Raw genomic sequence first — 22,953 nt, forward strand, 5'->3', positions numbered from 1 at the left:
CGTCCTCGGCCCGGCTCCGGCGGTCAGGTCAGGGGTCTCCGCTCGGCGAACCGGCGGCCGGGCCTGTCCACCAGTGCACCAAGGCCCTGCCCGCAGGGAACCAACGCCCCGACGGGGCGGCAGACGGCGGCTCCTGAGCGGGCCGGTGACAGGGCTTGTGGTATCACCGCAAACCTCTTCTTATCGGCACTCGGCAAGCAGCCCCCGTGCGGGTTCTGCCCGCGGCACGCGACAGTCACATACGAGGAGAACTAGTGAGTCGCTCATCCCTACTCGACCCGCCCGCCGACGCCACGTCGGCCGGTCGTCGCCGAATAGGCCGTCGTGTCGCGCTCGTGGCCGGGGCGGTGGTTGTCGGTTTCGGTGGGCTGTATCTGGTGGGCCTGCTGGTGTCCGGTGACGACGTTCCCGCGGGCACCCGGGTGAGCGGTGTGGATATCGGAGGGCTGAGCAGCTCGCAGGCGCGGGAGAAGCTGGACAACAGCCTGGGCGGGGCCTGGTCGGAGCCGGTGAAGGTGCGCCTCGCCGACAGTGTCGGCACCGTCGACGTGGACGGCATCTCTCTGGACAGTGAGGAGACGGTCACCCAGGCCGCGCAAGCGGGATCCGACCCGTTCACCGTGATCGGCCGCCTGTTCACGAGCGATGGCCGTGAGGTCGAACCGGTGATCCGCGTGGACGAGGCGAAAGCCCGCGCGTCACTGGCCGAGGAGGCGAAGACGTACGACCGGAAGGCCCGGGAGGGTGCCGTCACCTTCCACGCGGGCGAGCCGGTGCCGACGCGGCCGGTCACCGGGCGGTCCCTGGACGTGAACGGCGCGGTCGACGCTCTGGCTGCGGTGGTCCCGGGCCAGGCGAAGGAGCAAGTGCGGCTGCCAGTACGCACGACCGAACCCAGGATCGGCGCGGCGGAAGTGAACCGCGCGATGAAGGAGTTCGCCACCCCTGCGATGTCGGCGCCGGTCACGCTCAACGTGGGTGGCCGGGAGATCGAGATCAGCGCGGCGACGCTCGGCGAGCACCTCACCATGAAGCCGGAGGGGGACAAGAGGTTGACCTCCGTACTGGACGGCAAGGAGCTCTTGGCCGATCCGGCGGTGTCCAGCCCGCTCGCAGAGGCCGGCGGCGAGGCGGTCGACGCGAAACTGCGCCTGGACGGCGGGCGAGTGGTGGTGGCCTCGGACGGCAAGAGCGGGCAGGAGGTGACGGCCGAGGCGCTCAGGAAAGCCGTACTGCCGCTGCTGACCGAGACCGGGGCGGCCCGCACCGGGGCGGTGGCCACCGAGAAGGTGGACCCCAAGCTGACCCGGGGCAACGTCGGCCGCCTCGGTATCAAGGAGGAGATGTCGACCTTCACGGTCAACTTCGAGCCCGCGCCGTATCGCGTCACGAACATCGGCCGTGCCGCGGAGCTGATCAACGGGTCGGTCGTGCTGCCCGACGAGACCTGGAGCTTCAACCGCACCGTGGGTGAGCGGACCGAGGAGAACGGGTTCGTCGAGGGCATCATCATCAACAACGACCAGTTCGAGAAGGCGGCCGGCGGCGGTGTGTCCGCGGTGGCCACCACGGTCTTCAACGCCGTCTTCTTCGCTGGCGTGAAGCCGGTGGAGTACGGCGCGCACTCCTTCTACATCGAGCGTTACCCGGAGGGCCGGGAGGCGACGGTGGCCTGGGGCAGCCTCGACCTGAAGTTCAAAAACGACTCGGGCAACGCCATCTACATCGACGCGCGCGCCACGGACACGTCCATCACGATCACCTTCCTCGGCACCAAGAAGTACGACACTGTCGAAGCGGTCAAGGGCCCGCGCACCGACGTGAAGCAGCCGGCAACCCGCGAGGGAGCATCCGGAGAGAAGTGCGTGCCGCAGACCCCGCTCGAAGGCTTCAACGTCGCGGTCGACCGGGTCTTCAAGGACGGCGGCAAGGAGGTCGAGCGGGAGACCTTCAAGACGCGGTACGTGCCCCGCGACGAAGTCACCTGCGACTGAGCGACGGCCGGGTGAGTGCGTCGGACCCGGCGGCGCACTCACGGGCCGGAGCCGGCCGACAGGGCCTCGCACCGTGGTCGGCCGCGTGAGCGGCCCAGAAGAGTCGCGCGAGGACCTTCGGCCGAAAGCGCGGGGATGAAGCATTCCCGCGCACCACGTGCCGACTCGTTCTCCTCAGCCCGGAAGTGCGCTGTTCACCGCCAGCCGCGTGATGTGGAGCAGCGATAACGGCTCCGGCGTGCGCCCGAGCCGCAGGATCATGCCGGGATTTGACCAGGCTGGCCACCGTGGTGACGGCCAGCACCCCGCCGATGACCGCCAGCGACAGGGGTGTAGGGATCTCGGGAACCTCCTCATCACAAGGTCCCCGGCCGCGGCCCGGCGCCCCTCCGGCACATCTACCGCCGGTGGGCAGGCTGCAGGCTGAGTTGCTGCCGCGGCGCGGCAGCAATGAGCAAATCGCGCTGCTGCAGGCGTGCCAGAACGGGACTACCGACCTGTCTCGCCGTAGGTCAAACTGGCTCGACGGCCTTCGGCGGAGTGCCCTTGCGCCGCGCCCGCCGCGCGATGGCGAGGGTGAGCACCATCATGATGGCGATGGCAGCGATCGAGAAAAGAAAGGCCGGCGAAGCGGGGGATGAGGCCGTGGCTCCGGCGATCACGTATGCGGCGGTGCCGGGCAGGACACCGAGCGCGGTCGCGGCCGTGAAGGACCACGGGCGCACTCCGGAGAAGGCGGCCGCGAAGTTGACCCCTTGGAACGGCACGCCGGGCACGATGCGGAGGAGCAGCACGCTGACGAAGCCCTGATCGGTGAGGCGGCGGTCGAGGGTGGCGAGGATCTTCCTCTTCAACAGTGGCTGAAGCGCCTCCCGGCCGAGGCTGCGGCCGAGCCTGAAGGCGAGCACCGCGCCGAGGGTGGTCCCGATCACGGCCAGCGCCAGCCCTTCGGGGATACCGAAAATCGCCCCGGCGGTGACATTGAGCACCGGCTTCGGAAAGAAGGCGAGGGTGCTCAGCGCGAAAACTACGGCGAAGCCCGGTCCCGCCCAGATCCCGGGCACCACGGATGTGAAGCCTTGGGAGAGCAGCCGGTCCGGGTTCCATACCAACAGGGAGCCGGCAGCAGCCAGGAGCAGCCCGACGAGCAGTGCGAGGCGGGCCTTTGGGTGCAGCTTCGGTATTTTCTTCATCTTCCTTGTCCGGTACGGGCTGGCATGGCATGCGGTGACGGAGGCGGCCGGCTGTTCGGGGCCTCTGCGCGGAAGGCCCGGAACGGCACGGGCGTGACCGACGGGATCGGAGTCGGTCGAGCATGCCCTGCATCTGCTTGACCTCGGTGGACTGGTTCTTCACCACATCGTCGGCGAGCTTCTTGTCAAATATTACGGCCGTTCTTCTGCTCGTCCTCGCCATCTCGATCACACCGCTACGAGGCTCGATCATCATTTCCGCGAACCTGCGGTGGAAGTCCGTGCACTTGGCGGCCAGGCCATGACGTCCTTCCTTTCCTGCTCAGAAGCCGCATACGGCCGACGTGCCAGCCGAACTGGGACTCCCGGTCTACCCTCTCGGGCCGCAATGGGTTCGCGGTTCACACGGCAAGCCCCGCCCCGACCAGGGTACTGAACTACTAAGTTTCTACGCAGTGTAGTAATTTCTGCTATGTGGACGCCGACATGCGCTCAGCCGCACACCCGAGCCCTGCCCGACTCGCCCCGGACCAGATCCCCGCTGGGCCTCCGAGTCCGGTGACGAGAGACGCCCGCCCCGCGGCGCACGGCGGCCTTCGAATACGGTCCATGGACCCTGACGACATCCCGTTCGTGGTCGCCGAGCACCTGAGGTACTTTCCGGACAGCTTCTTCGCCCGCCTCGGGCCGAAGTTCCTGACCGCGTACAACGGGACCTACCTCACCGGTCCGGACGCGCGCGCCTACATCGCGGAGATGGGCGGGCAGCCGGTGGGCTTCCTCATCGGTGCGACCGACCCGGCGGCGCACCGCCGCCATGTGCTGCGCGACTACGGGCGCGGACTGCTGTTCCGAGCCCTGGGCGGCCTGTGTCTGCGGCCCCGCCTCGCGCTGCACTTCCTGCGTACTCGGCTGGTGCGCTACGGCCGCAAGCTGATACCGAACCGGGCGGCCCGGCAGACTCCCGCCGTCGGTCACTCTGGCGTCACCGCTGTTCTGGACTACGTCGTCGTGGCCGAGCACGCCCGTTGCCGCGGCATAGGGGCTCGGTTGATCGCGCGGTTCGTGAAGGACGCCACCGACGTGGGCTGCGCGCGTGTCACTCTCGTCACCGCCGCCGAGGGCGGGGCCGGACCGTATTACGACCGGCTCGGCTGGCGGCGTCAGGGAGAGATCCGCACGCCCGAGGGCCGCCGCCTCCTCACGTACGACCTCCCGCTGAACGACGGCCCGACGCCAGAGCGACACTGAGGCACCGGTCCTGGCCGACCAGTCCCGACCAATCAGACCATCCCCGTACCGGGATCGCGGCCGTGCCCGGCACGGGTGCCCCGGAAGCACTCCAGGAGATTTTGCTTGACCAGCCATGCACCGCAGACGGAGCGCATGCGCGACGCGGCCCACCTCCATCACCCGAGCAGGGACACGGCACTATCGGCCCGCGAGCGTGGTCGGCGCCGGAAGCTTGCCCTCGGCAGCCTTGCACTGCTTTCCGCGACGGCACTTCTGGCCGGCGGCTGCTCGTCTTCGTCGGCGTCGGGGGGCACCCCGTCCACGGCGGGTGCCGGCAGCTCCGACGGGACCTTGGCACGGCCCTCCGCGACTCCCAGCGCGATCCCCACCCCATCTCCCACCCCTTCCCCCACAGCGTCCCTGGACGCCGCGGTCAAAGTGATCACGGACGCCCAGTGGTCCCGCATGGTGGCGGCGGGGCTGTGGCGCAAGGGCTGTCCCGACGTCCGCGACCAGCTGCGCCGCGTGGAGATGAACTACGTGGGCTTCGACGGCGAGGTGCACCGCGGCGTCCTCGTGGTCAACGCCGATGTGACGGCCAGCGTCGTCCGCATCTTCACGCGACTGTTCGAGGAAGGATTCCCCATCCGCCGTATGGAGCCGATGGAGGCCTACGACGGAGACCTGAACGTCAGCCTGCGCGCCGACAACACCTCCGCTTTCAACTGCCGTCGCCCCGACCAGATCAACGCCCCGTTCAGGGAGTCCCCGCACGCCAACGGACGCGCCATCGACATCAACCCGCTCGAGAACCCGTGGAAGGACCTGCGCAGCAAGCGCTGGTCGCCGAGCGCCAAGTTCGCCGCGCGCACCGAGGGGAAGGGCAAGATCCTCAAGGAGGGCCTGGTCTGGCGGGCGTTCATGGAGGAGGGCTGGGTCTGGCAGGACATCAAGGTGCCCGATTACATGCACTTCGACACCGGGTACCCGTCCAAGCCCTTCAAGGGCCCGTCGGCCACCCCCTCCAGCTCCACGGCCGAGGAGTCAACCCCCGCGGCGTGAGTGGGGGAGACCGGTCGGCGGCGTGAGGGCGTACGCCCCGGACGCCGCCGACGTTGCCGTCCGTACCCGCTGGGCCGTGACGCGGGCTGCGCCGACCGTTGGACCTGGTCGGGCCTGCCAGCGGGTTGTCACTCAGAGACGACACAGTCAACGACCTTGTCGATCAGCGCTCGACGGAGGCTCCTGGGCGCGGGTCGTTGGCGTCCGTCACGTCCCGCGCCGCCACAGTCGTATACCTCATGAGGAGGTCAGCCCGCCGGCGCAGGTGGCGCCCGGCTCGGGAGTTTGCGCGCCCTGGACGTACTTGGTGAGGAACTGCTCGACCCTGGGGTCGGACGCCTTGCTGACGCTGAGCTGGCGGCCCCAGGCCGACAGCGTGATCGTTCCTGACTGGTCCTCGTCCGGACTCATCAGGGTGTAGGGCGTCTTGGAGACCTTGTCGCTCAGCGCCTTGATGTCGGCGTCGGTGGCCTTGTCGTTGTACGTCACCCAGACCGCGCCGTGCTCGAGGGAGTGGACGGCGTTCTCGTTGGCGATGGCCTTGGTGTAGACGGTGCCGTCGCAGGTCATCCACGCCTTGTTGTGGTCGCCGCCGACGGGCGGCTTCGTCGAGTAGTCGACGGTGCCCTGGACATGTTTCTGCGTGAGCTTCTTCGCGTCCCAGGTCTTCTCGCCGCTTACGGGCTTCTTCGCTGCGGCGGCCTTCTGGTCCTCCTTCTCGTTGGCGCTGTTGATGGCGTACGCGCCCCAGCCGACCAGCCCGGCGACAATGACCGTGCTGAGTGTGATGGTGATGATCCGGTTTCGGCGATCGCGGGCCTGTTCGGCGCGGCGCATCTCCTCTACCTTGGCCCGCCGTGCCTCGGCGGTCGCCTTCTTGCTGGACTTGCTCATGGCTGTGTGTTCCTCGTCTCCGCCGCGCGGTGTCGTCGGGCGGCGGTGGGTGCAGGTGCGTTGGATGGCGAAAGTCGGCTGGCCGTGCGCGCGGGCGCACGGTGCCGTGGCATCCGTCTAGGTCCGTTGCACCTGGAGGACGTGGAGATCGGGAGCGCGGCAGGTCGGCGCGGGGTCGGCGAAGCGTGACGGGGTGTCCAGCTGCTTCGGGATGTCCGGCATACGGGGCAGGACCGCTGGGAGGGGTTGGGCGGGAGCGGCGGGCACGGCTCGTACGCCGTCGGCAGCCGGGCTGCAGCACACGTCGTCGGGAAGGCAGCCGGACGGGTGTGAGGCTGTCGTCGCGTGGTGTTCGACTGGGGTGCCGGTTGGGATCGCCGTGGCGGACATAGAGGTCGTAGAGGCGGTGACCGGGGCGTCGCTCTGGCCGTGGGCCAGGAACCCCAGGCAGATCACCAGTGCGGCGAGCAGCACGGCCAGAGCAGGGCAGAGCGCCGCGATCCGTGTGGTCCACTGCGTTCCGCGGGCCGTGTGCTGTCTCCGGCTCCCCATCACAGTTGATATTAGGCAGGTCCTGCGGGCGAGCCGACGGTTTTGCCCCGGGGGCTCAGTGGTCATGGCCGTCCTCGTCCGTCTCTGGGTAGACGAAGGTGCGGGTGACGAGGTGGTTGGGGGCGGTCAGGGTTTCGTGGAGGATGCGGCCAGTCTCGTCGAGGGTGAGGTCGAGCTGGGTGTGCTCGGCGGGGTAGGCGAGGGCCAGGCGGCGGTGGCCGTTCTCGTCCGGCAGGCGGGTGATCACGGGGGCGGTGCCGCTGCCGTACGGTTCGGAGGCGAGGAACTCCGTGCCCGTTATGGGGAGTTGCTTGAGGTCGCCGAGACCGCGCGCGGTGTTGCTGGTGACCAGCTCGTGGAGGGTGAAGCGAGGGGTCTTCTTCATGGCGGCGACCGTCTCGCCCAGCAGGGCCGTGTCCGGGCGGGGCGGCCAGGTGACGGCGAGGCCCGCGCGGCCGCCGGCCCATTCCTCACCCGCTGACGCCGTGAGGGTGAGGCGGCTGGTGCCCACGCGCCAGGTGACCGGGGTGTAGAAGCAGCCGGTGCCGCAGCCGCGAAGCTTCAGGGCCCGGCGGGTGCCGCGCGGGTCGGCGAGGGTGGCCTTCAGGCCGTACGACTGCTTCTCATTGCCGCCGATCTGGGGCGCGGTGAGGTCGATGACGAGCCGGCCGGTCGCGGCGCGGGCGCTGATGCCGATCTCCCCGGCGCGGGTGCCGGCGGGCACGACCGGGCCGTCGAGCGGCGGGGCGAAGGGGAGGGAGCGGTTGGCGTCGGCGGGGACGGACAGCACGGTGAGTGTGGCGGAGAACGCGAGGACGACGGCGAGCACGCCGGTCTCGGCCCGAGCCGGGCGCTGGGGTGACCCCGCCCCGGTGCGGCGCAGGCGACGGCGAGCGGCGAGGGCCAGACCCCCGACCACCGTGATCAGGGCGATCTTGACGAGCAGGACCTGCCCGTACGTGGTGGTGGCGAGGTCGCGGAGCGGGACGAGGAGCAGCGCGGAGATCAGCCCGGTGACGACGACGGCGGCGAACAGCCAGGCGGCGAGCCGTGCGTAGGAGAACAGCAGGGCGCGGACGGGGGAGCGTTCGCCGCGCCACGCGGCCAGGGTGTGCAGCACGTGCAGCAGCGTTCCGGTCCACAGGACGGCGGCCGTGAGGTGTACGAACGTGAGCACCGGGCCCGCGACGGCTTGCTCGGCCTGCGGGTGGGCGCGCAGAGCCTCGGCGACCAGGACGGCGGTGAGCGGGACAACCGCCCAGGTGCGGCGGCGTACCAGCACCGCCAGGGCGACGAGAGCGAAGCCCGCGACTTCGACCAGGGACAGGACTCCGGGCCTGGTGCCGGTCAGGGAGGAGAACGAGCCGTCCCCGAGTTGCAGGGCGGCCAGTATGAGTGCGGCGGTGGCGCCGATGAGCGAGGCAGGCAGGGCCCAGGAGCGTGGGCGCCGGGTCGGGGTGTCGGGGACGCGGGCGGTGAGGCGTCGGCCGGCCGCCTCACCAAGCATGACGGCGAGGGCCGCGAACAACAGCCAGCGCAGGATCGTGGTGGGGGTGGCGTCCTTGGCAGCGGTGGTCTGGCCGGAGGCGAGGGCGATGGTGCGAGGGCCGACGGCGAAGCGGTAGCTCCCGGTCATGACGTCGCCGTCGCGGGCGGTGACCTGCCAGTTGATGGCGCGCACGCCCTCGGCAAGGGGGGAGCGGACGGGGACGGTGACCTCTTGGTTGCCCTGGCTGAGCGTGGCGGTGCCCAGGCGGGCCGAGGGCTCGACGCGTACGGAGGTTCCGCTCAGGCTGACCGGCTGGTCGAAGACCAGGACGAGCGACTTCGGCGAGTCGGCCACCGTCGCGTCCGCGGCCGGGCTGGTGAACAGCAGGGTGGCGTGCGCGGACGCGGGCGCGGCGGTGCCAAGCAGCAGGACCAGGACGAGCGAGACGAGCGGGACGATCGTGACGACGGAGCGCCGGACCGTTGGTACGGAAGAGGTCACTTGTCGAGGATCTCCGGTCCCTTGGAGGGGGCGGCAGGCGGGGCGGCCTGTTCGCGCAGTTGCCGCACTTCCTCGCGGGCGCGCCGCAGCTCTTCCTGGAGCTCGGGATCGTCCGCGCCGGCCTGAGCGGCGTGGCAGGCGCGGTCCTTGGCCATGGGGCGTATACAGCACCACCAGGTGAGAGCTGCGGCGAGTGCGGTCGCCACCAGCGGGAGCCAGACGCCCGTCATGCCGGGCGGTCCTGCGGGGTGGTTTCCCGGGACGCCTGCTCGCTGCGCAGGGCGTCGATCTCCTTGCGCAGGCGGGTCAGCTCCTGTCGGTCCGCAGTGGGGCCGGCCTGGGCGCCGTGCTTGGGGCGCATCATGAACCACATCATCAGGCCCATACCGACTGGGCAGGCGAGCACGGGGAGGAGGTAGAGCAGGTTTTCCATGGCGCGACTCCTTGTCCGTTCAGGTCTGGGGGAGGCGGTTCAGCTCACGTCGTAGCGGGCGGGCGGCAACGCACCCGTCCGCGATGAGCCGGTCGTCGCCGAGGAGGCCGGGTGCGAACAACAGCCGATGGGCGGCGGAAGCCGGTGGCCAAAGACGTGGGCACATCACGGCCACGCGGCAGGACGCGAGCAGCGCGCCGCGACGTTTCCGAGGTACGACGCCAGCAGCGTCGTACCGAACAGAAGCTCTCCCATGCGGACGACGCCTTCCGTATTTACCCGTGACCTTAGCTCCTAAGGAGGTTAGGTCAATGTGAATGGCGGCGTCCAGCCGGGAGCGTGCAGTGCCCCTCGACCGGGGTTGCGGGGAGGGTCAGCGCATGGTCGTGACCTGGGCGGCCGGGGTGCCGTCCGGGCAGTAGTTCAGCTGGGTCGCGGCCGCCGCAGGGCCGCCGACGACCAGCAGCGGCACGGCGAGCGCGACTGCCGCTGTCAGTGAACCGGCCACGATGCGTGTGCGGCTGAGCGGGCGGTGCGGCTCGATGAGGCGGCGTACCCGGCGGGCGGCGGTCGAGCCGCTTGCCGAGAGGGCCACGGCCGGGGCGCGCCCGCCGGCGACCGCGAGGAGGGCGGCCGCGGTGGTCAGCCGCCCGGAGCGGGCAGCCGCGACATCGTCGGCGCGCATCTCCACCAGCCGCGCGATCTCCGCCTCGGCGATACGGAACAGAGGGATGCGCGGGAAGGCATTGGCCAGCACCTGCGCCCAGGCCAGTACGGCGTCGTGCCGCTCGGCCTGGTGGGCGCGCTCATGGGCGAGAACGGCTTCGAGCTGGTCGTCGTCGAGGGCGCGCAGGGCTCCGGTGGTGATCACGGTGCGGCGGTGGCGCCCGGGCAGGCAGTACGCGGCGGGCTCGTCGTGATCGAGGACGACCACGCCACGGGCCGTGTCCGGCCGCCCGACCATGTCGAGGACTTCGCGGTGCTCGCGCCGCTCGCGGCGGATCCGCACGATCGCCTGCCCGGCGCACCAGAGAGTGCGTCCCAGCACCGCGAGGGCGAGCACGGCTCCGGCCGCGCCAGCAGCCGCACCGCCCGGCGAGGCGTACTGCTCGGTCAGCGCCATCACGCACGCCTGCAGCAGCTCGGCGAGGTCGGCGCTGACGCGGACCGTGGGCACGGTCAGGGCGAGACCGGCCAGGACAGCGGCGGTGAGCGCCGAGGCGCCGAGCGCCTGCCAGACCACGATGCCCAGCCGGGGCGCCCGCTCGGCCCAGTGCGCACCGCGCAGCAGCCGCGGCGCCAGGGTGCTGAGTAGGGCTGCGTACGCGAACAGGACGGCGGCGACGATCACTTCGGCGCCTCCCTGGCTTCGCGGGCCACCGCCTGGCCGAGCAGGCGGTGCAGTTCCTCGGCCTCGCCGGGCTGCATCTGCTGCACGAAGCGGGCCAGCGTCGCGGTACGGTCCTCGGCCACGGCGAGTGCCTCGCCCATCAGGCCGGCGACGTACTCTTCGCGGCTCGTGGTGGCGCCGTACCTGTAGGCCCGGCCGTCCTTCTTCTTCGACAGCCAGCCCTTGCGGTGGAGAATTTCGGTGACCGTGTGGACGGTGTTGTAGGCGGGCTCGGGGTCCCGGTCGAGGTGTTCGAGGATCTCGCGGACGCGCAGCGGTTGGCCCGCGGCCCACACCGCGTCCATGATCGCGGCCTCAAGTTCGCCGAACTGCGCCATGCGTCCTCCTCCCGGACCGGAAGGCCCTGCAGACATCCTAAGCGGCCTAGGTGGACGGCCGGGCGGTGCCGATGATCGACGGGGAGGCGGGGTTGGCCCGGCCGTTGATCAGGAAGTAGAAGCGGCGGATGTCCTTCACGGTGAAGCCCGCCTCCTGGATGGCACGTTCGGTGTCGCGGGTGAGGTGGCAGCCGCCGCCGGGCAGCCGCCACAGCGGGGCCAGGACCTGCTGGACCCGCCGGAAGCCGGGCCGCTCGGAGCGTACGTGCTCGTAGAAGCGCAGCTCACCGCCCGGCTTCAGCACCCGCCGGGCCTCGGCCAGCGCACCGGGCACGTCCGCGATGGTGCACAGCACCAGCGAGCACACCGCCACGTCGAAGCCGTCGTCCTCCAGCGGCAGCTCCTCCGCCAGCCCGGCCACCACCTCCACCGGCACGGGTGCCTCCGTCGCCGCCTTCTCGGCTAGCGCCCGCAGCCTCGGCTCCGGCTCCACCGCCATGACCTGAGTCACTTCAGGCTGATAATGCCGGAAGTTCGAGCCCGTACCCGCCCCGATCTCCACCACCCGCCCACGCACGCCCGCCAGCATCTCCTGGCGGTGCTCGATCGAGCCGTGCGCGTCGGCGAAGGCGGCGATGCGCGGATAGACACGGGCGAAGACCGGATGCGACAACGCTTTGGCCATGACGTCCTCCTTGGTGGCGGTGGAGGCAGGCACCCCCCTGACCCTTCTCCTAAGGAGGTTGGGAGTATGTTCGCTCGGGTGGTCCGACGGGGCGCGCGTTCCTCTTCCACCCTGCCCTGGAGGCCGTCCTTGAGCCAAGGCGTATCCGACCTCGTCTCCAGCGGCCCGCTGCTGCCGGCGGCGCCGCTCGTTCTCCTCGGGGGGCGGGGTGTCGTTCTTCTTCACCGTGCTGTCTGCCGTTTGTACCCGGCTACGTCGCGTACGCGACCGGCATATCAGCGGCCGACGTACAGGCGGGGCGGGATGGCCGGGCGTCCTGGTAGCCGGGTTGGTGCCTTCACCCTCGGCTTCTCCGCCCTGTTGTCGGCGCCGCCGCCCCGGCCGCTGCTCGCCTTCGTCTACGGCGTCGGCCTGGGCCCTGCCCTTCCTCATCGCCGCTCTGGGCTTCCGCCGTGCGTTGCGGCGCGTTCGGGTCAGCGCGCCGCAACGCACGTACGGTGATGCGATTCGGCGGGGCGCTGCAGGTTATAAGCAGGTCAGCTGCGCATGGGGGCATCTGACCGGGATGCTGCGCTCCTGGGTCGCGGACTGCCAGCCGGCGCTGTGAATCACGGAATGGCGAGGCTGGGGGGCGCGGGCTAGCATCCCGTGCCATGGCCAGGACACGCATGCGGCTGTCCCCAGCCCGGCGGTGTGCCGGGCTGCTGGCCGTGCTCGCCCTGGTCCTGTGCGCCACGGGGCTCATTCAGCCCGCCACGGCGACCTCGATGGAGATGACGTCCGCAGTCTCGTTAACGTCCACGGCCTCGATGACGTCATCATCCTCGGCGCAGTCCGACGGAGCGAACGTCCGGGCAAGGGCCGCGTCGTCGTGCCCCATGGACGCCATGGTCATGGACTGCCAGCCCTTCGCCCATCAAAGGCCGTCCAGTGCCCCGCCCTCGCTCGCGGCGCACGCAGCGTCTCCGGCCGGGCGGGAAATCGCCGGTCTGGCCGATGTCCAGCGGGCACCTCCGTCTCCCGCTTCCCGTGAGGGGCCCGATACCCACAGGCTGTGTATAAGTCGGACCTGATCGTGCACGCCCGCCAGACCGTACGGCCCGGCGGGCTCCGCTGCCCGATCCGATCCGGCATGCCGCCATGCGCGCGTGCCGTCCTCTGCCACCACGGAGTTTTTCAGGCATGACCTCGACACTCACTCTGTTCGTCACCAGCGTCGGTACCGGCCTGCTCGCCGGGGGCGCCTCCTGCGCCGCCGTGCAGGGCGGCCTGTTGGCTGGCGCGGTCACCCGCCGCAGTCCCGCCGCCGTACCGTCCCCGGCTCTGGCCGGGGCGCGCCGTACGTCCGGCGTTGCCGTGAAGGACCGTCGCCCGGGCCGGTCACCGGTCGCCGATGCGCCTGCAGAACCGAAGGCGCTGGTACCGGTCGGCGCGTTCCTCGCGGGCAAGCTCGTCTCCCACACCATGCTCGGCGCGCTGCTCGGCGTCTTCGGCGACGCGCTGCAGCCCAGCCCGCGAGCCCGAGCCGTGATGCTCATCGCGGCCGGAGCCTTGATGGTGCTGTTCGCCCTGGACCTGTTCGGGGTCAAGGCGGTCGCCCGGTGGGTGCCGAGGCCTCCGGCGCCGTTCGGGCGGCTGCTGCGTCGCAGCGCCAAGGCCGACTCGGTCGCCACCCCGGCGTTGATCGGGCTGGCGACGGTGCTGGTGCCCTGCGGGGTGACGCTGTCGGTCGAGCTGATCGCCGTCACTTCCGGTTCGCCGCTGGCCGGGGCCGCCGTGATGGCGGGGTTCGTGCTCGGCACCGCCCCGCTGTTCGCTGTCCTCGGCTATCTGTTCCGCCGTACCAGCCGGGCGCTGTCCGGGAGGCTCGCGGTCCTCACCGGTGTGGTGGTGCTCGCCGTCGCCGCCTGGACGGTGGCCTCCGGCGTCCAGGCCGGTGGCTGGGCCACCCTCAACCTCAGCGGCTCACCCGAAGCGGCCTCCGTCGCCTCGCCGTCGACCTCCGCCGAGGCCACGCTGGGCAGTGAGCAGAAGAAGCCAGTCACCAGCGGGCCGGTCCGCATGGACGCCTCCGGCACGCAGATCGTCACCCTGACGGTCACGGACTTCTACGTGCCCACCGAGTTCACCGCACAGGCGGGCGTGCCCACCACGCTGGTGCTGCGCGGCAAGGACTCCGGCGGCTGCGCCCGCGCCTTCACCATCCCCGAACTAGGAGTCCAGGAGATCGTCAAGCGCAACGGCGACACCGAGATCGACCTCGGCACCCGTAAGGCCGGCGCGCTGCGCTTCTCCTGCGCCATGGGCATGCAGACCGGCACCATCACCTTCCAGGAAGGCGCGTAATGGCACTGTTCCGTCGTAAGGAGGAAACGGAGACCGGACCGGCGGTCGTTCTCAAGGTGGAGGGCATGCACTGCAGCAGCTGCGGCCTCTCCATCGACGACGAGTTGGAGGAGGTGCCCGGTGTCCGCTCGGCCCGCACCGACGTGCGCAGGGGACGTTCCGCCATCCGCCTGGTGGAGGGCGCCACCGTGGACACCGACGCCCTCGTCGTCGCGGTGCGACGCGCGGGTGACTACGAGGCGTGGCCGGTCGACTGACCGGCAGAGCGGCACGATGAACACGGCGCGGCCCGCCAGGGCATTCCGTCCGGGCCGCGCCGTCGCTACGGGCCGACGTCCCTCGTAGTCGCTGCGGCGGCTGCTCGTCGGCCGGGAACGGCGCGATCAGGACTGAGCCCGGGGTCGTCTACAACCGCGCCTGGTCAGCGCATAATCGCACCAAAGTGATGAACCGGTCGGTGTGGCACTCACCGACCTGCCGACCAGAGGCGTGGAGGACTCGCACATGGCCAGGGCTTGGCTGCTCGTCATCGCCGCCGGGCTGTTCGAGACCGGCTTCGCGGTGAGCCTCAAGCTGTCCGACGGCTTCACCCGGCTCTGGCCGACCATCGGGTTCTGTGTTTTCGCGCTGGCCAGCTTCGGTCTGCTGACGCTCTCACTGAAGAAGCTGGACGTCGGGCCCGCATACGCCGTGTGGACCGGAATCGGCGCGTCGGGCACCGCGATCTACGGCATGGCCTTCCTCGGCGACGTGGTGTCCACTCTCAAGATCGTCTCGATCACGTTGGTGATCGTGGGGGTCGTCGGGCTCCAGCTGTCCGGTTCCTCCGGTGAGGCCCGGGCCCGTCGGCCGCAGCCCTGAGCAGCTGGTCGAGGCCGCAGACATGTGCGGGTTCAAAGGTCTACGAGAGTGCTGGCCTCCGCCGATCGACAGTGGTGTGCCGCTTCGGCATCCTTGACGAGCGCCGGTTCATCACGGTCGGTGCGCCGGTGTCACCCACGAACTGCGCACGCTGTCTGCCGTATTGCGCAAGCGCGCAGCCGCACGACAACCGGTGGCCATCGTGTCCACGGCTGCCTTCATCGTGCCGGGCACCGGGTACTGCCGGGGCCGGCGCTGAGAGGAGGCGTCGGTCTGTTGTCATGGATGCGCTTCGAGTGAGAGAGGAGGGCGGCTCCCGCGGGGCGGCGTCAGGCGCCCGGGCGGCTCCGATCACGGCGATGGTGAGGGAGACCGCGGCGCCGGCAGCGAGGACGGCGGTGGTGAGCTTCATGCTTCAACGGTCCTTTCGATCAACGGGTTTGTCGTCGGGCGTTGAGTTGGTGGAGTCTGTGGACCGTTGCGTCATGCGGCCCCCGCGAGCACGACGGTTGGGAGGCGTGCGAGCGTGACGGGCAGCTGTGCGGGCCGGCACCCCAGGCGAGAAGGGCGCGCACGGTCTTAGCTGCTGAGTACGGCTTCCCGGGCTGCTCGGGACCAGATGGATTGCTGTCGGAGTGCGAAGCCCATTCGGTTCCAGTGGAAGATGACGTGCCGAGCGAGGATGCCTCGCTTGCCGAGGCTGAGCGTGCCGCTCTCCGCCGCGTCCGCCAGAGCCCGCCCGTCCCGCTCCAGTCCCTCGACCCACGGGCGCATGGGAGCAAGGCCCTCACCGTCAAGAAGGGGGCGAGCGTCGGAAAGAAGGAGGCGACGCAGAGGTTCGACCATGGTGCTCACCTGTTCCGGAGGCACATCGTCGGCCAATGGCCGATGCTGTTCGACCCGTCCCCATACGTCACCCTGCTCGCCGAACTCCAGGCCGGCGGCGCGCATCATCAGCGTCATGACCAGGAGAGACGTCGCCTTGGAGTCCAGCGCCTTCAGCTGGCCGTTGGCTGCGGCATGGAGGTAGTCGATCACGCCGGTGCTGTCGGTGTGGAACAGCGTGTGCGCGAGCGCCATCCCGGCCGGGCCGCCGAAGGCGGTGGTCTCCGGTTCGTACGGGATGGAGGTCCAGTTGGTGGTCACGCCCCAGGAGACGGAGCTGTCGAGCGCTTCGCTGATGTGACGGACGGCGTCCTCGGGGGAGGCGTCCGGGGCGGGGTAGTAGCGCAGGCGCCAGTGCGGGTGCTTCCGGACGAACCACCAGGTGCCGACGGGGCCGCCGCGGAGGGCGGGCGCGAGGTATGCGCGGAAGGCTTGGGCGGCGGTTGGGTAGTCGGCGAAGCGGATGTTGGCCTGGTGCCAGCCGGACGGCTCGGCTTCGAGCGCCGCCCGGCCGGCGGCCTGGTATCTCTCGATCGCCTCGGACAGGGCGGCGGGCTCGGTGCCTGCCGCGCGGGCGGCTTCTTCGGCGGGCGCGCCGCCGAGGACGGCCAGGACGGCGTCCTCGATACGGTCCGTGTCGTGCACGGCGGCTCCTCTCACGTCAGCAGGAGGCAGCCGTCCCACTGCCCTTGGGGCGTGGTGCCCGACTCGGCGTCCTGGAAAGCGAGGGATGCGCCGGCTTTCCCGGTGAGGAACCCCGTCTCCTCGGGGGCGTCCGCCGTCAGGACCCTGCTCGTAATGAGCCTGATCCGGTCACCGAAGATGGCTGGGGCTTCGGCCTCCTGGGCGACGCGCTGCACGGTGCGGAGGAGACCGCCGAACCCGTGACACAGGCCGCGGTCGGCAACCTTGTCGAGCTGGGCCGGGTCGCTCAGGCAGTGCAGAAGAGCACGCTCGGCCATCCGCTTGCGGTCGCCGTCTTCGAGGGCGATGCTGGCGAGCTGCTGGGCACGGGCCAGGCCCGGGGTGCCGTAGCACCACGATGGGGTGGCCGGCTGCGCGGGCGCGGGTCCTCGGTGGCTGATCCAGCGCGGCCAGCGCGTTCCGCGGTAGTCGCTCTGCCGTATCTGATCGAGCCACCGGCAGATGCGGCGGATGGCGACTTCGTGTCCGTCCACGGTGACGCCCGCGCGCAGGGCCAGGGAGAGGAGGGCGAGCGGGCCGCCGATGCCGTGTGCCAGCCCGGCGTTCGCGTGACCTCCGGGGGTGGCCGTCTTGTCGCTGGCCGGGGCGTGGCCGACCCACCAGCCGGGCAGTGTCTCGCCCGGCTGGTGGGTGACCGGCTCGGTCAGGCGCACCAGGTACTCGAGGACGCCCTTCAGTTCGGCCCCGTGGGGCTGACGGCGCAGAAGCAGCGCACCGATGCCGGTGAGGCCGCGGAACAGGTCGTACTCGGCGAAGGTGGCGTGGCGGCCGGCGTCGATCCGGGCGTGCGCAGTGGTCAGGCGCTGCCGGGCGTGTGCGGCCACGACGCCGTCGAGCGTGTGCAGCGCGCCCGCGTAGCGGTCGGTACCGTCGGCGGCCAGGTGCAGGACGAGGGCCATCGCGGGGGCGCCGAGGAAGAGGTTGGCGTCCCGCCCGTCGATCAGGGGCCCGATCCCCGCGAGGGCGCGGTGCACCTCGCTCCAGTCTCCGGTGCCGCGGCGGGCCCGCTCGACGTGCAGCAGAGCGATGCCGAGGGGACCGTGGGCGAGGGATTGGTGCGTGGAGGTGTCGGTGGTCAGCAGGGCGGTGGTCACGCCTCGTCTCCTTCGGGGATGAGTGTCCAGGACAGGGATGCGGCTCTGGTTATCCGGCGACAGGCGGCCTCTGCGGTGCGGTCGGTGCCCGCGACGCGGTTGTGGTGCATGTGCAGCAGGGACGGCAGCACGGACTCGGGGGCGTCGTCGGCGAGCGCCAGCCGGTAGCGGGCGAGTGCGCGCCTGCGCTCCTCCCAGGCGTCGGCCACAGCGTCTCCGCCGTCGATGTCGGTGAGGACGCCCGGCGCGGCCGGTTCCGACAGCCGCAGAGCGAGGGCCTGCACGTTGCGGGGGACGCTTTCGCCGTCGCCGCGCAGCAGGTGTTGGATCAGCCAGGTGCAGGCATCCTTGCGGGTGCCGAGGAGCCCTGTGGCGATGTCCACGAAGGATGCGGCGGTGACAGCCGGCCGGAGTTCGGCCGGTACCGCCAGGGCTAGTTGCGCGACGGCGGCCGTGGAATCGGCCACGAAGTAGTCCTCCGCCGCTTCCAATGTGGGGCCGGTGCCGTAGCGGCCGGTCTCAGGGTGGTCGGTGTCCCACTGCACCCGCTGGATCAGGCCCTCGCGGCGCAGTTCGGCGGCCCACCGGGCGACGGCCTGCGCCGTGGCGCCGAACGCGTCCGGCCCTGGAAGACGCAGCCGAAGACGGAGGTGGGGGTCGGGGTCGGCGTAGCGGATGAACCAGGCGGGCGGCGGGGTGGCCCATTCGTCGTGCAGGAGGCGCGGGAGGTGAGCGGTCAGCACCTCGGGGACGCGCGCGGTGCTGCCGTACAGCTTCAAGAACACCCAGTCCGAGGCGCCCGGCAGCCGGGCGGTATCGCGACTGGCGGATGCCCGGACCACGGGTGCGGCGGTGGGCTTCTGGTCCGAGGCGAACGTCATGGCGACCTCGTGAGCGCGGTCGATCCAGCCGTACGCGCTTTCCTCGGGGGCTTCGTGCAGGACGGCCACGGTGTGTCGCCGCAGCTCTGCACGGAGAAGTTCTTGGTGGACTGGCTCATCGAGGTCGAGGCGGAGGCGCTGATCGCTGGCGCCGAGGAACACGGTGCGCGGCAGGCCGTACTTGCTGCGCCAGTTACTGAACCGCTCTGGCCAGTCGTCTCCGTCTCCGAGGTCGCGCCGCCGCAGCCGCCACAGGGCCGCGGAAAGAACTGTGCGCCCTACGCGGACTTCGGGCAGGAACGGCAGCCGGGTCGCGGCGCCCCAGAAGAACGGCAGCAGGACGGCGGTGTGGGAGCGGTGAAGTTCGCAGACGAAGCGGATCAGGGGGTGGGTGCTGTTCGACAGTTCGACGGCGTTCATCACCGTCGGCTCCATGATCCGGCCGGTGGACAGCGTCACGAGGTAGAAGCGGCCTGCGTCGGCGAGGACACCGAGGTCGTCCAGGTCCAAGGTGGCGTTGGGATTGTGTTCGCCGACGGACAACAGCTCCGGCGAGAGGGCGAGCGAGCGGCTGACGTTGTTGATCGGCACTTTCAGCGGCGGCCCCGAAACCTGCCCGCGGACCGCGCGGTCGGTCAGAGTGGGCAGAGAAGTGTGGACAGCGGTGATCCGGTCGAGATCTGCGGCTTCGAGGGTGGGGAGGAAACGCCCTGTCGTGATGCCGGCCGCGAGCGACAGGCCGACCGTGGAGAGCGTGAAACGGCCTTCGTTCAGGGCGCGTTGAGACTGTGCGAGCACGGTGAAGGTGAACTCGATGTGCGCGGGGACTTGGGTGGGCGTACCGGTGGACAGGGCCTCGATGTCGCCCTCGGTGAGCACGATCTCGTGCCGGTCGGTCAGGGCGGCCTCCTGTGTGAGCGCGAGGAGGTGTTCGTCGCGAGCTGTCGTTGCCAGGACGGGACGGGGAAGCACGGTGCCCCGGTAGCCGACGGGGAAGCCGAGGCCGGTGTCCGGATCGGTGAGTTCCCGCACCGGCACGACGGTGCCCATGCTGTAGCGCTCCAGGAACCGGGTGAGGTAGTCGCGCCAGGCCGGGGAACCATTCGGGTACGGGGTGACGCGTGCGATCACGTCCAGCGCCCGGCTTGCCTCTTCGGCGACCTCTTGCGGGAGGGTGATGTCGCAGTCCGGACGCAGGTTCACCGCGAGACTGCGGTCAGCGACCCCGGTGAGACGGTTCATGGTGGCAGTGGCCTGCGCCCGGAGGTCACGCTGTTCGTCCGGGTGGGCGCGGTCGTGCCGGTGGAGGAGCTGGTGAACGCGGCGCAGGTTCTCCACCTTCGCCTGCATCGCGGAGCCCGGGGCTCCGGCGCGCAATGTCCGGTCGAGCTGATCGACGAGGTGGCCAAGAGCGTCGTCACAGGTCATCGGGGCATGGAGGCTGGTGAGCAGGACGCGGTGGGCGACCAGGTTGCGCACCATGTCCTCGATCTTCTGGACCGGGGTGTCGGGGTAATTGGCCTGGAGCTTGGCCACCAGTTCGCCGAAGGTCGTGGGCGACTGTGCCAGGGACAGTGCCAACTCTGATGCCCGGGTGCGGCGGAGGGTCGTTTCGGTGGGCCCCTTGTCGCCGGGCTGGTGGGGCACGGAGATCTGCGCGCCGCGCACGGTGTATGTACGGTCGGCGACGACGTGCAGGTGATGGAGAACGTCCGGGTCCTGCTCCAGGGTGGTGATGATGTCGTGCAGCCAGGTGGCATCGGCCCTGGCGAACGCCGTGTGCTGCGTCCCCCAGCGGACGACACTGCTCGGGCCAATGCGTACCGGTGCAGGCCCGGCGAACGTTCCGAAGGGCGTCGCGCGGAACTGCATCCGCAGGAGATAGCGGGTCAGGGAGAGTGTGATTCGCCGGATTCGGGAGCGGCGGGCCTCGCCGTTGATGGCTTTGCGGATGCTGGCGGCCAGGACCGGCGCGGCGAGTTCGATGGCGCTCGCACGGTCGTTGTCGCTCCAGACCTGCTTGATCCACCGGCGGCAGTTCTCCGCGTCCACGGCAGGGTCGGCGGCGGGAGCGGGGCAGGAGGGCAGCGAGGCCACCAGCGGAAACACCGATGCCCTGATCATGCCCGCGTCAACTGCTTCATACATGGCCGTTCCTCCTTCGCGGGTGCGGTACCCGGGGCGGGCTGCCCGGTCTCCCGGCCGGCCCGCCCCGGAGGGGTGGTGCTGGTCAGCCGCAGGTGCTGTTCGAGCAGGCGGACTGGCAGGTGGAGGTGCAGCCGTCGCCGGTGTCGTTCAGGAGGGCACCGACCACGGGCAGCGCCGAGACGGTCTCGATGTTCAGGTCGAAGTCCGACCCGGTGTCGGCGGTGAACGGCGTTCCGGTCTGCGGCTTGGTGCTGATCTGCGGTGCCATCGCGTGTCTCCTCGTTGAGGGGTCAGTTGACTGTGCGGGTCGTGCTGGTCGTGCTGGTGGTGCCACCTGGTAGCGACGCCGGTGGCGTCACGGCCAGGAGATGGTGACCCGCGTGTGCGGCCGGTCGATGACCCGACCTGCGGGAAGTCGGTCGTCGGGCGTGCCCGCCGGGTAGACCTCGATGTGCGCGCGGTCGCCGCGGTGCCCGTCGTTCCACGCCTGGATCTCCTCGACCAGGCGCTCGGCGACCTTCCGGCCGTTGGGACCGTGACCGATGGCGCCCAGCTCGTAGCGGTCCTCCTGGTCGGTGGCGCGAGTCGTGCGGTACGCGAAGCTGTCGCCGTCCACGAGCGCCGGGAGTCCAATCGGTGAGGCCACGGCGACGACGCCGCGCTGCCGGGCCGCGGCCTTGGCCGCCATGATGGGAAGGTTGTCCAAGACGGTCGTGAGCCACAGGTCCAGGTGCTCCTTCGACTCCTCACCGCCGACCGTCACCCCGGACCACACCTCCGCCCGAGGGGAACGCAGCGCGGCCCGAAGCGCCTCGGTGTCCGGATCGGGGTGGTCAGAGTCCAGTCGGAGGGCGACCTCGGCGCCTTCCTCGTCGTGGAGGACGGCCAGGCTCATCCGGTTCTCGCCGTCACCGCGCATCGGTACGAAGCCGCACTGCTCGAACCCATCGCTGACCAGTTGGTCGCCGTCGCGGACGAACGCCACGGTGCGGGTCATGCCGCGCATCCGCAGCGGCACGACGAGCCGGCCGCCGTCCTTGAGCTGTTCGATCCAGGCCGGCGGGATGTCTGCGGCCTGCACGGTGACGACGATGCGGTCGTACGGTGCGTGCTCCGGTACGCCGTGCTCGGCGTCGCCCGTGACTACGGTGATGTTCCGGTAGCCGGTGGCCTCCACGAACCGTTCGGCGCGTGCGGTGACATCGGCGTCGATGTCCTCGGTAATGACTCGCCCCTCGGGGCCGACCATCTCGGCGAGGTACGTGGCGTTCGGCCCGCCGGAGCCGATCTCCAGCACCGTCATCCCGGGCTGGATGTCGGCCTGCTCGATCTGCATGGCCTGAATCCGCGGCGCCGACACGGAGCTGATGTCCACGCCGCTCTCGTCGGTCTTGGTAATGGTGGCTGTCTCAACCTCGTACGCCTTGGCGGGGTCCACCTCCGGGGTGGCCAGGTGCCGGGGAACGGCACGGAAGGCGGCCACGACACGGGGGTCTCGGGCGGCCCCGACCTCGATGAGCTGCCGCACCATCTTGTCGCGCAACTGCTGTTCCGTAACTGCCTCTGCTTCGGTGTTCGTCGTCATGTCGGGGACGTTATCCACGCGGCTTCTCCTCCTCGGCGAGTTCGCGCCGAGCCTGGTTGAGCGGACTTACGGGTACCGGCGCGGGGCCGCGAGGGCTCGCACATCAGGGACGAGACGACGGCTCCGCGCCGGGGTGGTGACCGCCCGACGACCCGGCCCGTCACATCCGGGTGGCCGGACGGCTGTCTACGCGCCGGGCGTCAGGTCGCCACCGCGAGAGGCCGGCGGGGTGCGACGATCCGTCCGTCCGGCAGCAGCTCACCGGTGTCCTCGAAAGTGAGGACGCCGTTGCACAGCAGGCTCCACCCCTGTTCCGGGTGGTGCGCGATGGGCCGCGCGGCCTCCCTGTCGGGAGCCTCTGCCGTGGGACACGGCGGGGTGTGCGCGCACATGGTGCTCGTCCTCTCGGGGCGCGGGCGGGAAGTTGGGCCCTCTTCAGCGGGCTACGAGGCCGTGGGGGAACGGTTCGGAGGTGGCCGAAGAGGGGGTCTGTGGGTGTCGCCGCACGAACGCGGCGATGGCGGCCTCGCTGTAGCCGTAGAAGCGGCCGAAGACCGCGTCGTCCTCCCACCAATCGGGAGCGGGATCGCCCCACTCGACCGTGTGGCAGGTGTCGCGGTACGGCGACCAGCGGACGCGGAGGTTCGGGAAGCCGGGCTGGGTAATCGAGCAGACCGCGGGTCG

At 70.5% G+C, this 22,953-nt stretch carries 23 protein-coding genes and 1 pseudogene; 6 read left to right on the forward strand and 18 right to left on the reverse strand.

Annotated features, from left to right (window positions below; translation table 11 throughout):
* Positions 1-314 precede the first annotated feature (314 nt).
* Positions 315-1,994: a VanW family protein gene (locus AOQ37_RS04200; RefSeq protein WP_445406706.1), complete on the forward strand. Its 1,680-nt coding sequence runs from the start codon at positions 315-317 to the stop codon at positions 1,992-1,994.
* 512 nt (positions 1,995-2,506) lie between these two features.
* Here AOQ37_RS04200 and AOQ37_RS04205 read toward each other — a convergent pair.
* The gene (locus tag AOQ37_RS04205; protein ID WP_234436789.1) at positions 2,507-3,061 is read right to left on the reverse strand and encodes a TVP38/TMEM64 family protein; all 555 of its coding nucleotides are present in this window, start codon (positions 3,059-3,061) and stop codon (positions 2,507-2,509) included.
* A gap of 256 nt (positions 3,062-3,317) precedes the next feature.
* Positions 3,318-3,485, reverse strand: a pseudogene (locus AOQ37_RS42080) (DUF305 domain-containing protein); the annotation flags it as partial.
* A gap of 311 nt (positions 3,486-3,796) precedes the next feature.
* Between AOQ37_RS42080 and AOQ37_RS04215 the strand changes: the two are divergent.
* Both AOQ37_RS04215 and AOQ37_RS04220 read left to right on the forward strand, forming a co-directional pair.
* On the forward strand, positions 3,797-4,438 hold the full coding sequence (locus AOQ37_RS04215; protein ID WP_062641186.1) for a GNAT family N-acetyltransferase: 642 nt from the start codon (positions 3,797-3,799) through the stop codon (positions 4,436-4,438).
* A gap of 420 nt (positions 4,439-4,858) precedes the next feature.
* A complete protein-coding gene (locus tag AOQ37_RS04220) occupies positions 4,859-5,482 on the forward strand; it encodes a M15 family metallopeptidase (protein ID WP_234436790.1) in 624 nt (207 codons plus the stop codon).
* Positions 5,483-5,719: 237 nt separating this feature from the next.
* Here the strand turns inward: AOQ37_RS04220 and AOQ37_RS04225 are convergent, their stop codons facing one another.
* From AOQ37_RS04225 to AOQ37_RS41750, 9 genes are all read right to left on the reverse strand, one after another.
* Complete coding sequence (locus AOQ37_RS04225; RefSeq protein ID WP_062641187.1) at positions 5,720-6,376, reverse strand: thioredoxin-like domain-containing protein; 657 nt, start codon at positions 6,374-6,376, stop codon at positions 5,720-5,722.
* 117 nt (positions 6,377-6,493) lie between these two features.
* Positions 6,494-6,928 (reverse strand): hypothetical protein, encoded by a 435-nt coding sequence (locus AOQ37_RS04230; protein WP_063781122.1) that lies wholly within the window; start codon positions 6,926-6,928, stop codon positions 6,494-6,496.
* Positions 6,929-6,983: 55 nt separating this feature from the next.
* Complete coding sequence (locus AOQ37_RS04235; RefSeq protein WP_062641191.1) at positions 6,984-8,918, reverse strand: copper resistance CopC/CopD family protein; 1,935 nt, start codon at positions 8,916-8,918, stop codon at positions 6,984-6,986.
* Positions 8,915-9,148: a hypothetical protein gene (locus tag AOQ37_RS04240; RefSeq protein ID WP_062641194.1), complete on the reverse strand. Its 234-nt coding sequence runs from the start codon at positions 9,146-9,148 to the stop codon at positions 8,915-8,917. Before AOQ37_RS04240 ends, AOQ37_RS04235 begins: the two co-directional genes overlap by 4 nt.
* Positions 9,145-9,351: a hypothetical protein gene (locus AOQ37_RS04245; RefSeq protein ID WP_062641195.1), complete on the reverse strand. Its 207-nt coding sequence runs from the start codon at positions 9,349-9,351 to the stop codon at positions 9,145-9,147. The genes AOQ37_RS04240 and AOQ37_RS04245 overlap by 4 nt, the downstream gene beginning before the upstream one ends.
* A gap of 373 nt (positions 9,352-9,724) precedes the next feature.
* Positions 9,725-10,702, reverse strand: a complete 978-nt coding sequence (locus AOQ37_RS04250; RefSeq protein ID WP_062641197.1) for a M56 family metallopeptidase — start codon at positions 10,700-10,702, stop codon at positions 9,725-9,727.
* Positions 10,699-11,079 carry a BlaI/MecI/CopY family transcriptional regulator gene (locus AOQ37_RS04255; RefSeq protein ID WP_062641199.1) on the reverse strand — a complete coding sequence of 127 codons (381 nt, stop codon included), beginning with the start codon at positions 11,077-11,079 and terminating at the stop codon, positions 10,699-10,701. Before AOQ37_RS04255 ends, AOQ37_RS04250 begins: the two co-directional genes overlap by 4 nt.
* A 46-nt stretch (positions 11,080-11,125) precedes the next feature.
* Positions 11,126-11,764 carry a class I SAM-dependent methyltransferase gene (locus AOQ37_RS04260; RefSeq protein WP_062641473.1) on the reverse strand — a complete coding sequence of 213 codons (639 nt, stop codon included), beginning with the start codon at positions 11,762-11,764 and terminating at the stop codon, positions 11,126-11,128.
* Positions 11,765-12,509: 745 nt separating this feature from the next.
* Positions 12,510-12,644, reverse strand: coding sequence for a hypothetical protein (locus AOQ37_RS41750; protein WP_267887998.1), 135 nt, complete (start codon positions 12,642-12,644; stop codon positions 12,510-12,512).
* Positions 12,645-12,946: 302 nt separating this feature from the next.
* Between AOQ37_RS41750 and AOQ37_RS04265 the strand changes: the two genes are divergently transcribed.
* The 3 genes from AOQ37_RS04265 to AOQ37_RS04275 all read left to right on the forward strand — a co-directional run bounded on the left by AOQ37_RS04265 (position 12,947) and on the right by AOQ37_RS04275 (position 14,971).
* A complete protein-coding gene (locus AOQ37_RS04265; RefSeq protein ID WP_062641201.1) occupies positions 12,947-14,110 on the forward strand; it encodes an urease accessory protein UreH domain-containing protein in 1,164 nt (387 codons plus the stop codon).
* Positions 14,110-14,367: a heavy-metal-associated domain-containing protein gene (locus AOQ37_RS04270; protein ID WP_062641203.1), complete on the forward strand. Its 258-nt coding sequence runs from the start codon at positions 14,110-14,112 to the stop codon at positions 14,365-14,367. The genes AOQ37_RS04265 and AOQ37_RS04270 overlap by 1 nt, the downstream gene beginning before the upstream one ends.
* A 247-nt stretch (positions 14,368-14,614) precedes the next feature.
* Entirely contained in the window at positions 14,615-14,971 is a 357-nt protein-coding gene (locus AOQ37_RS04275; RefSeq protein WP_062641475.1) for a DMT family transporter, read from the forward strand.
* A 579-nt stretch (positions 14,972-15,550) separates the two neighbouring features.
* Here AOQ37_RS04275 and AOQ37_RS04280 read toward each other — a convergent pair.
* The 7 genes from AOQ37_RS04280 to AOQ37_RS41755 form a co-directional block, all read right to left on the reverse strand.
* Positions 15,551-16,501: a thiopeptide-type bacteriocin biosynthesis protein gene (locus tag AOQ37_RS04280; protein ID WP_062641205.1), complete on the reverse strand. Its 951-nt coding sequence runs from the start codon at positions 16,499-16,501 to the stop codon at positions 15,551-15,553.
* Between the two features lie 11 nt (positions 16,502-16,512).
* The gene (locus tag AOQ37_RS04285) at positions 16,513-17,655 is read right to left on the reverse strand and encodes a lanthionine synthetase C family protein (protein ID WP_062641207.1); all 1,143 of its coding nucleotides are present in this window, start codon (positions 17,653-17,655) and stop codon (positions 16,513-16,515) included.
* Positions 17,652-20,684 carry a lantibiotic dehydratase gene (locus AOQ37_RS04290; protein WP_234436792.1) on the reverse strand — a complete coding sequence of 1,011 codons (3,033 nt, stop codon included), beginning with the start codon at positions 20,682-20,684 and terminating at the stop codon, positions 17,652-17,654. The genes AOQ37_RS04285 and AOQ37_RS04290 overlap by 4 nt, the downstream gene beginning before the upstream one ends.
* Before the next feature lie 82 nt (positions 20,685-20,766).
* Entirely contained in the window at positions 20,767-20,952 is a 186-nt protein-coding gene (locus AOQ37_RS04295) for an FxLD family lanthipeptide (RefSeq protein ID WP_062641210.1), read from the reverse strand.
* Between the two features lie 87 nt (positions 20,953-21,039).
* Positions 21,040-22,269, reverse strand: coding sequence for a methyltransferase, FxLD system (gene fxlM, locus AOQ37_RS04300; RefSeq protein WP_062641211.1), 1,230 nt, complete (start codon positions 22,267-22,269; stop codon positions 21,040-21,042).
* Between the two features lie 200 nt (positions 22,270-22,469).
* The gene (locus tag AOQ37_RS04305; RefSeq protein ID WP_062641213.1) at positions 22,470-22,661 is read right to left on the reverse strand and encodes a DUF5999 family protein; all 192 of its coding nucleotides are present in this window, start codon (positions 22,659-22,661) and stop codon (positions 22,470-22,472) included.
* A gap of 43 nt (positions 22,662-22,704) precedes the next feature.
* Positions 22,705-22,935, reverse strand: coding sequence for a DUF6302 family protein (locus AOQ37_RS41755; protein WP_267887999.1), 231 nt, complete (start codon positions 22,933-22,935; stop codon positions 22,705-22,707).
* Between the last annotated feature and the right edge of the window lie 18 nt (positions 22,936-22,953).

The sequence above is a fragment of the Streptomyces maremycinicus genome (genome assembly GCF_001184025.1).
Classification (GTDB): domain Bacteria; phylum Actinomycetota; class Actinomycetes; order Streptomycetales; family Streptomycetaceae; genus Streptomyces; species Streptomyces maremycinicus.

What these genes read in the sequence shown, in the direction of transcription:
- AOQ37_RS04215 (WP_062641186.1), top strand. Translation starts at nt 3,797, where the DNA reads ATGGACCCTGACGACATCCCGTTCGTGGTCGCCGAGCACCTGAGGTAC.
- AOQ37_RS04225 (WP_062641187.1), bottom strand. Translation starts at nt 6,376, where the DNA reads ATGAGCAAGTCCAGCAAGAAGGCGACCGCCGAGGCACGGCGGGCCAAG.
- AOQ37_RS04230 (WP_063781122.1), bottom strand. Translation starts at nt 6,928, where the DNA reads ATGGGGAGCCGGAGACAGCACACGGCCCGCGGAACGCAGTGGACCACA.
- AOQ37_RS04240 (WP_062641194.1), bottom strand. Translation starts at nt 9,148, where the DNA reads ATGACGGGCGTCTGGCTCCCGCTGGTGGCGACCGCACTCGCCGCAGCT.
- AOQ37_RS04245 (WP_062641195.1), bottom strand. Translation starts at nt 9,351, where the DNA reads ATGGAAAACCTGCTCTACCTCCTCCCCGTGCTCGCCTGCCCAGTCGGT.
- AOQ37_RS04255 (WP_062641199.1), bottom strand. Translation starts at nt 11,079, where the DNA reads ATGGCGCAGTTCGGCGAACTTGAGGCCGCGATCATGGACGCGGTGTGG.
- AOQ37_RS04260 (WP_062641473.1), bottom strand. Translation starts at nt 11,764, where the DNA reads ATGGCCAAAGCGTTGTCGCATCCGGTCTTCGCCCGTGTCTATCCGCGC.
- AOQ37_RS41750 (WP_267887998.1), bottom strand. Translation starts at nt 12,644, where the DNA reads ATGGGGCACGACGACGCGGCCCTTGCCCGGACGTTCGCTCCGTCGGAC.
- AOQ37_RS04265 (WP_062641201.1), top strand. Translation starts at nt 12,947, where the DNA reads ATGACCTCGACACTCACTCTGTTCGTCACCAGCGTCGGTACCGGCCTG.
- AOQ37_RS04270 (WP_062641203.1), top strand. Translation starts at nt 14,110, where the DNA reads ATGGCACTGTTCCGTCGTAAGGAGGAAACGGAGACCGGACCGGCGGTC.
- AOQ37_RS04275 (WP_062641475.1), top strand. Translation starts at nt 14,615, where the DNA reads ATGGCCAGGGCTTGGCTGCTCGTCATCGCCGCCGGGCTGTTCGAGACC.
- AOQ37_RS04290 (WP_234436792.1), bottom strand. Translation starts at nt 20,684, where the DNA reads ATGTATGAAGCAGTTGACGCGGGCATGATCAGGGCATCGGTGTTTCCG.
- AOQ37_RS04295 (WP_062641210.1), bottom strand. Translation starts at nt 20,952, where the DNA reads ATGGCACCGCAGATCAGCACCAAGCCGCAGACCGGAACGCCGTTCACC.
- fxlM (WP_062641211.1), bottom strand. Translation starts at nt 22,269, where the DNA reads ATGACGACGAACACCGAAGCAGAGGCAGTTACGGAACAGCAGTTGCGC.
- AOQ37_RS04305 (WP_062641213.1), bottom strand. Translation starts at nt 22,661, where the DNA reads ATGTGCGCGCACACCCCGCCGTGTCCCACGGCAGAGGCTCCCGACAGG.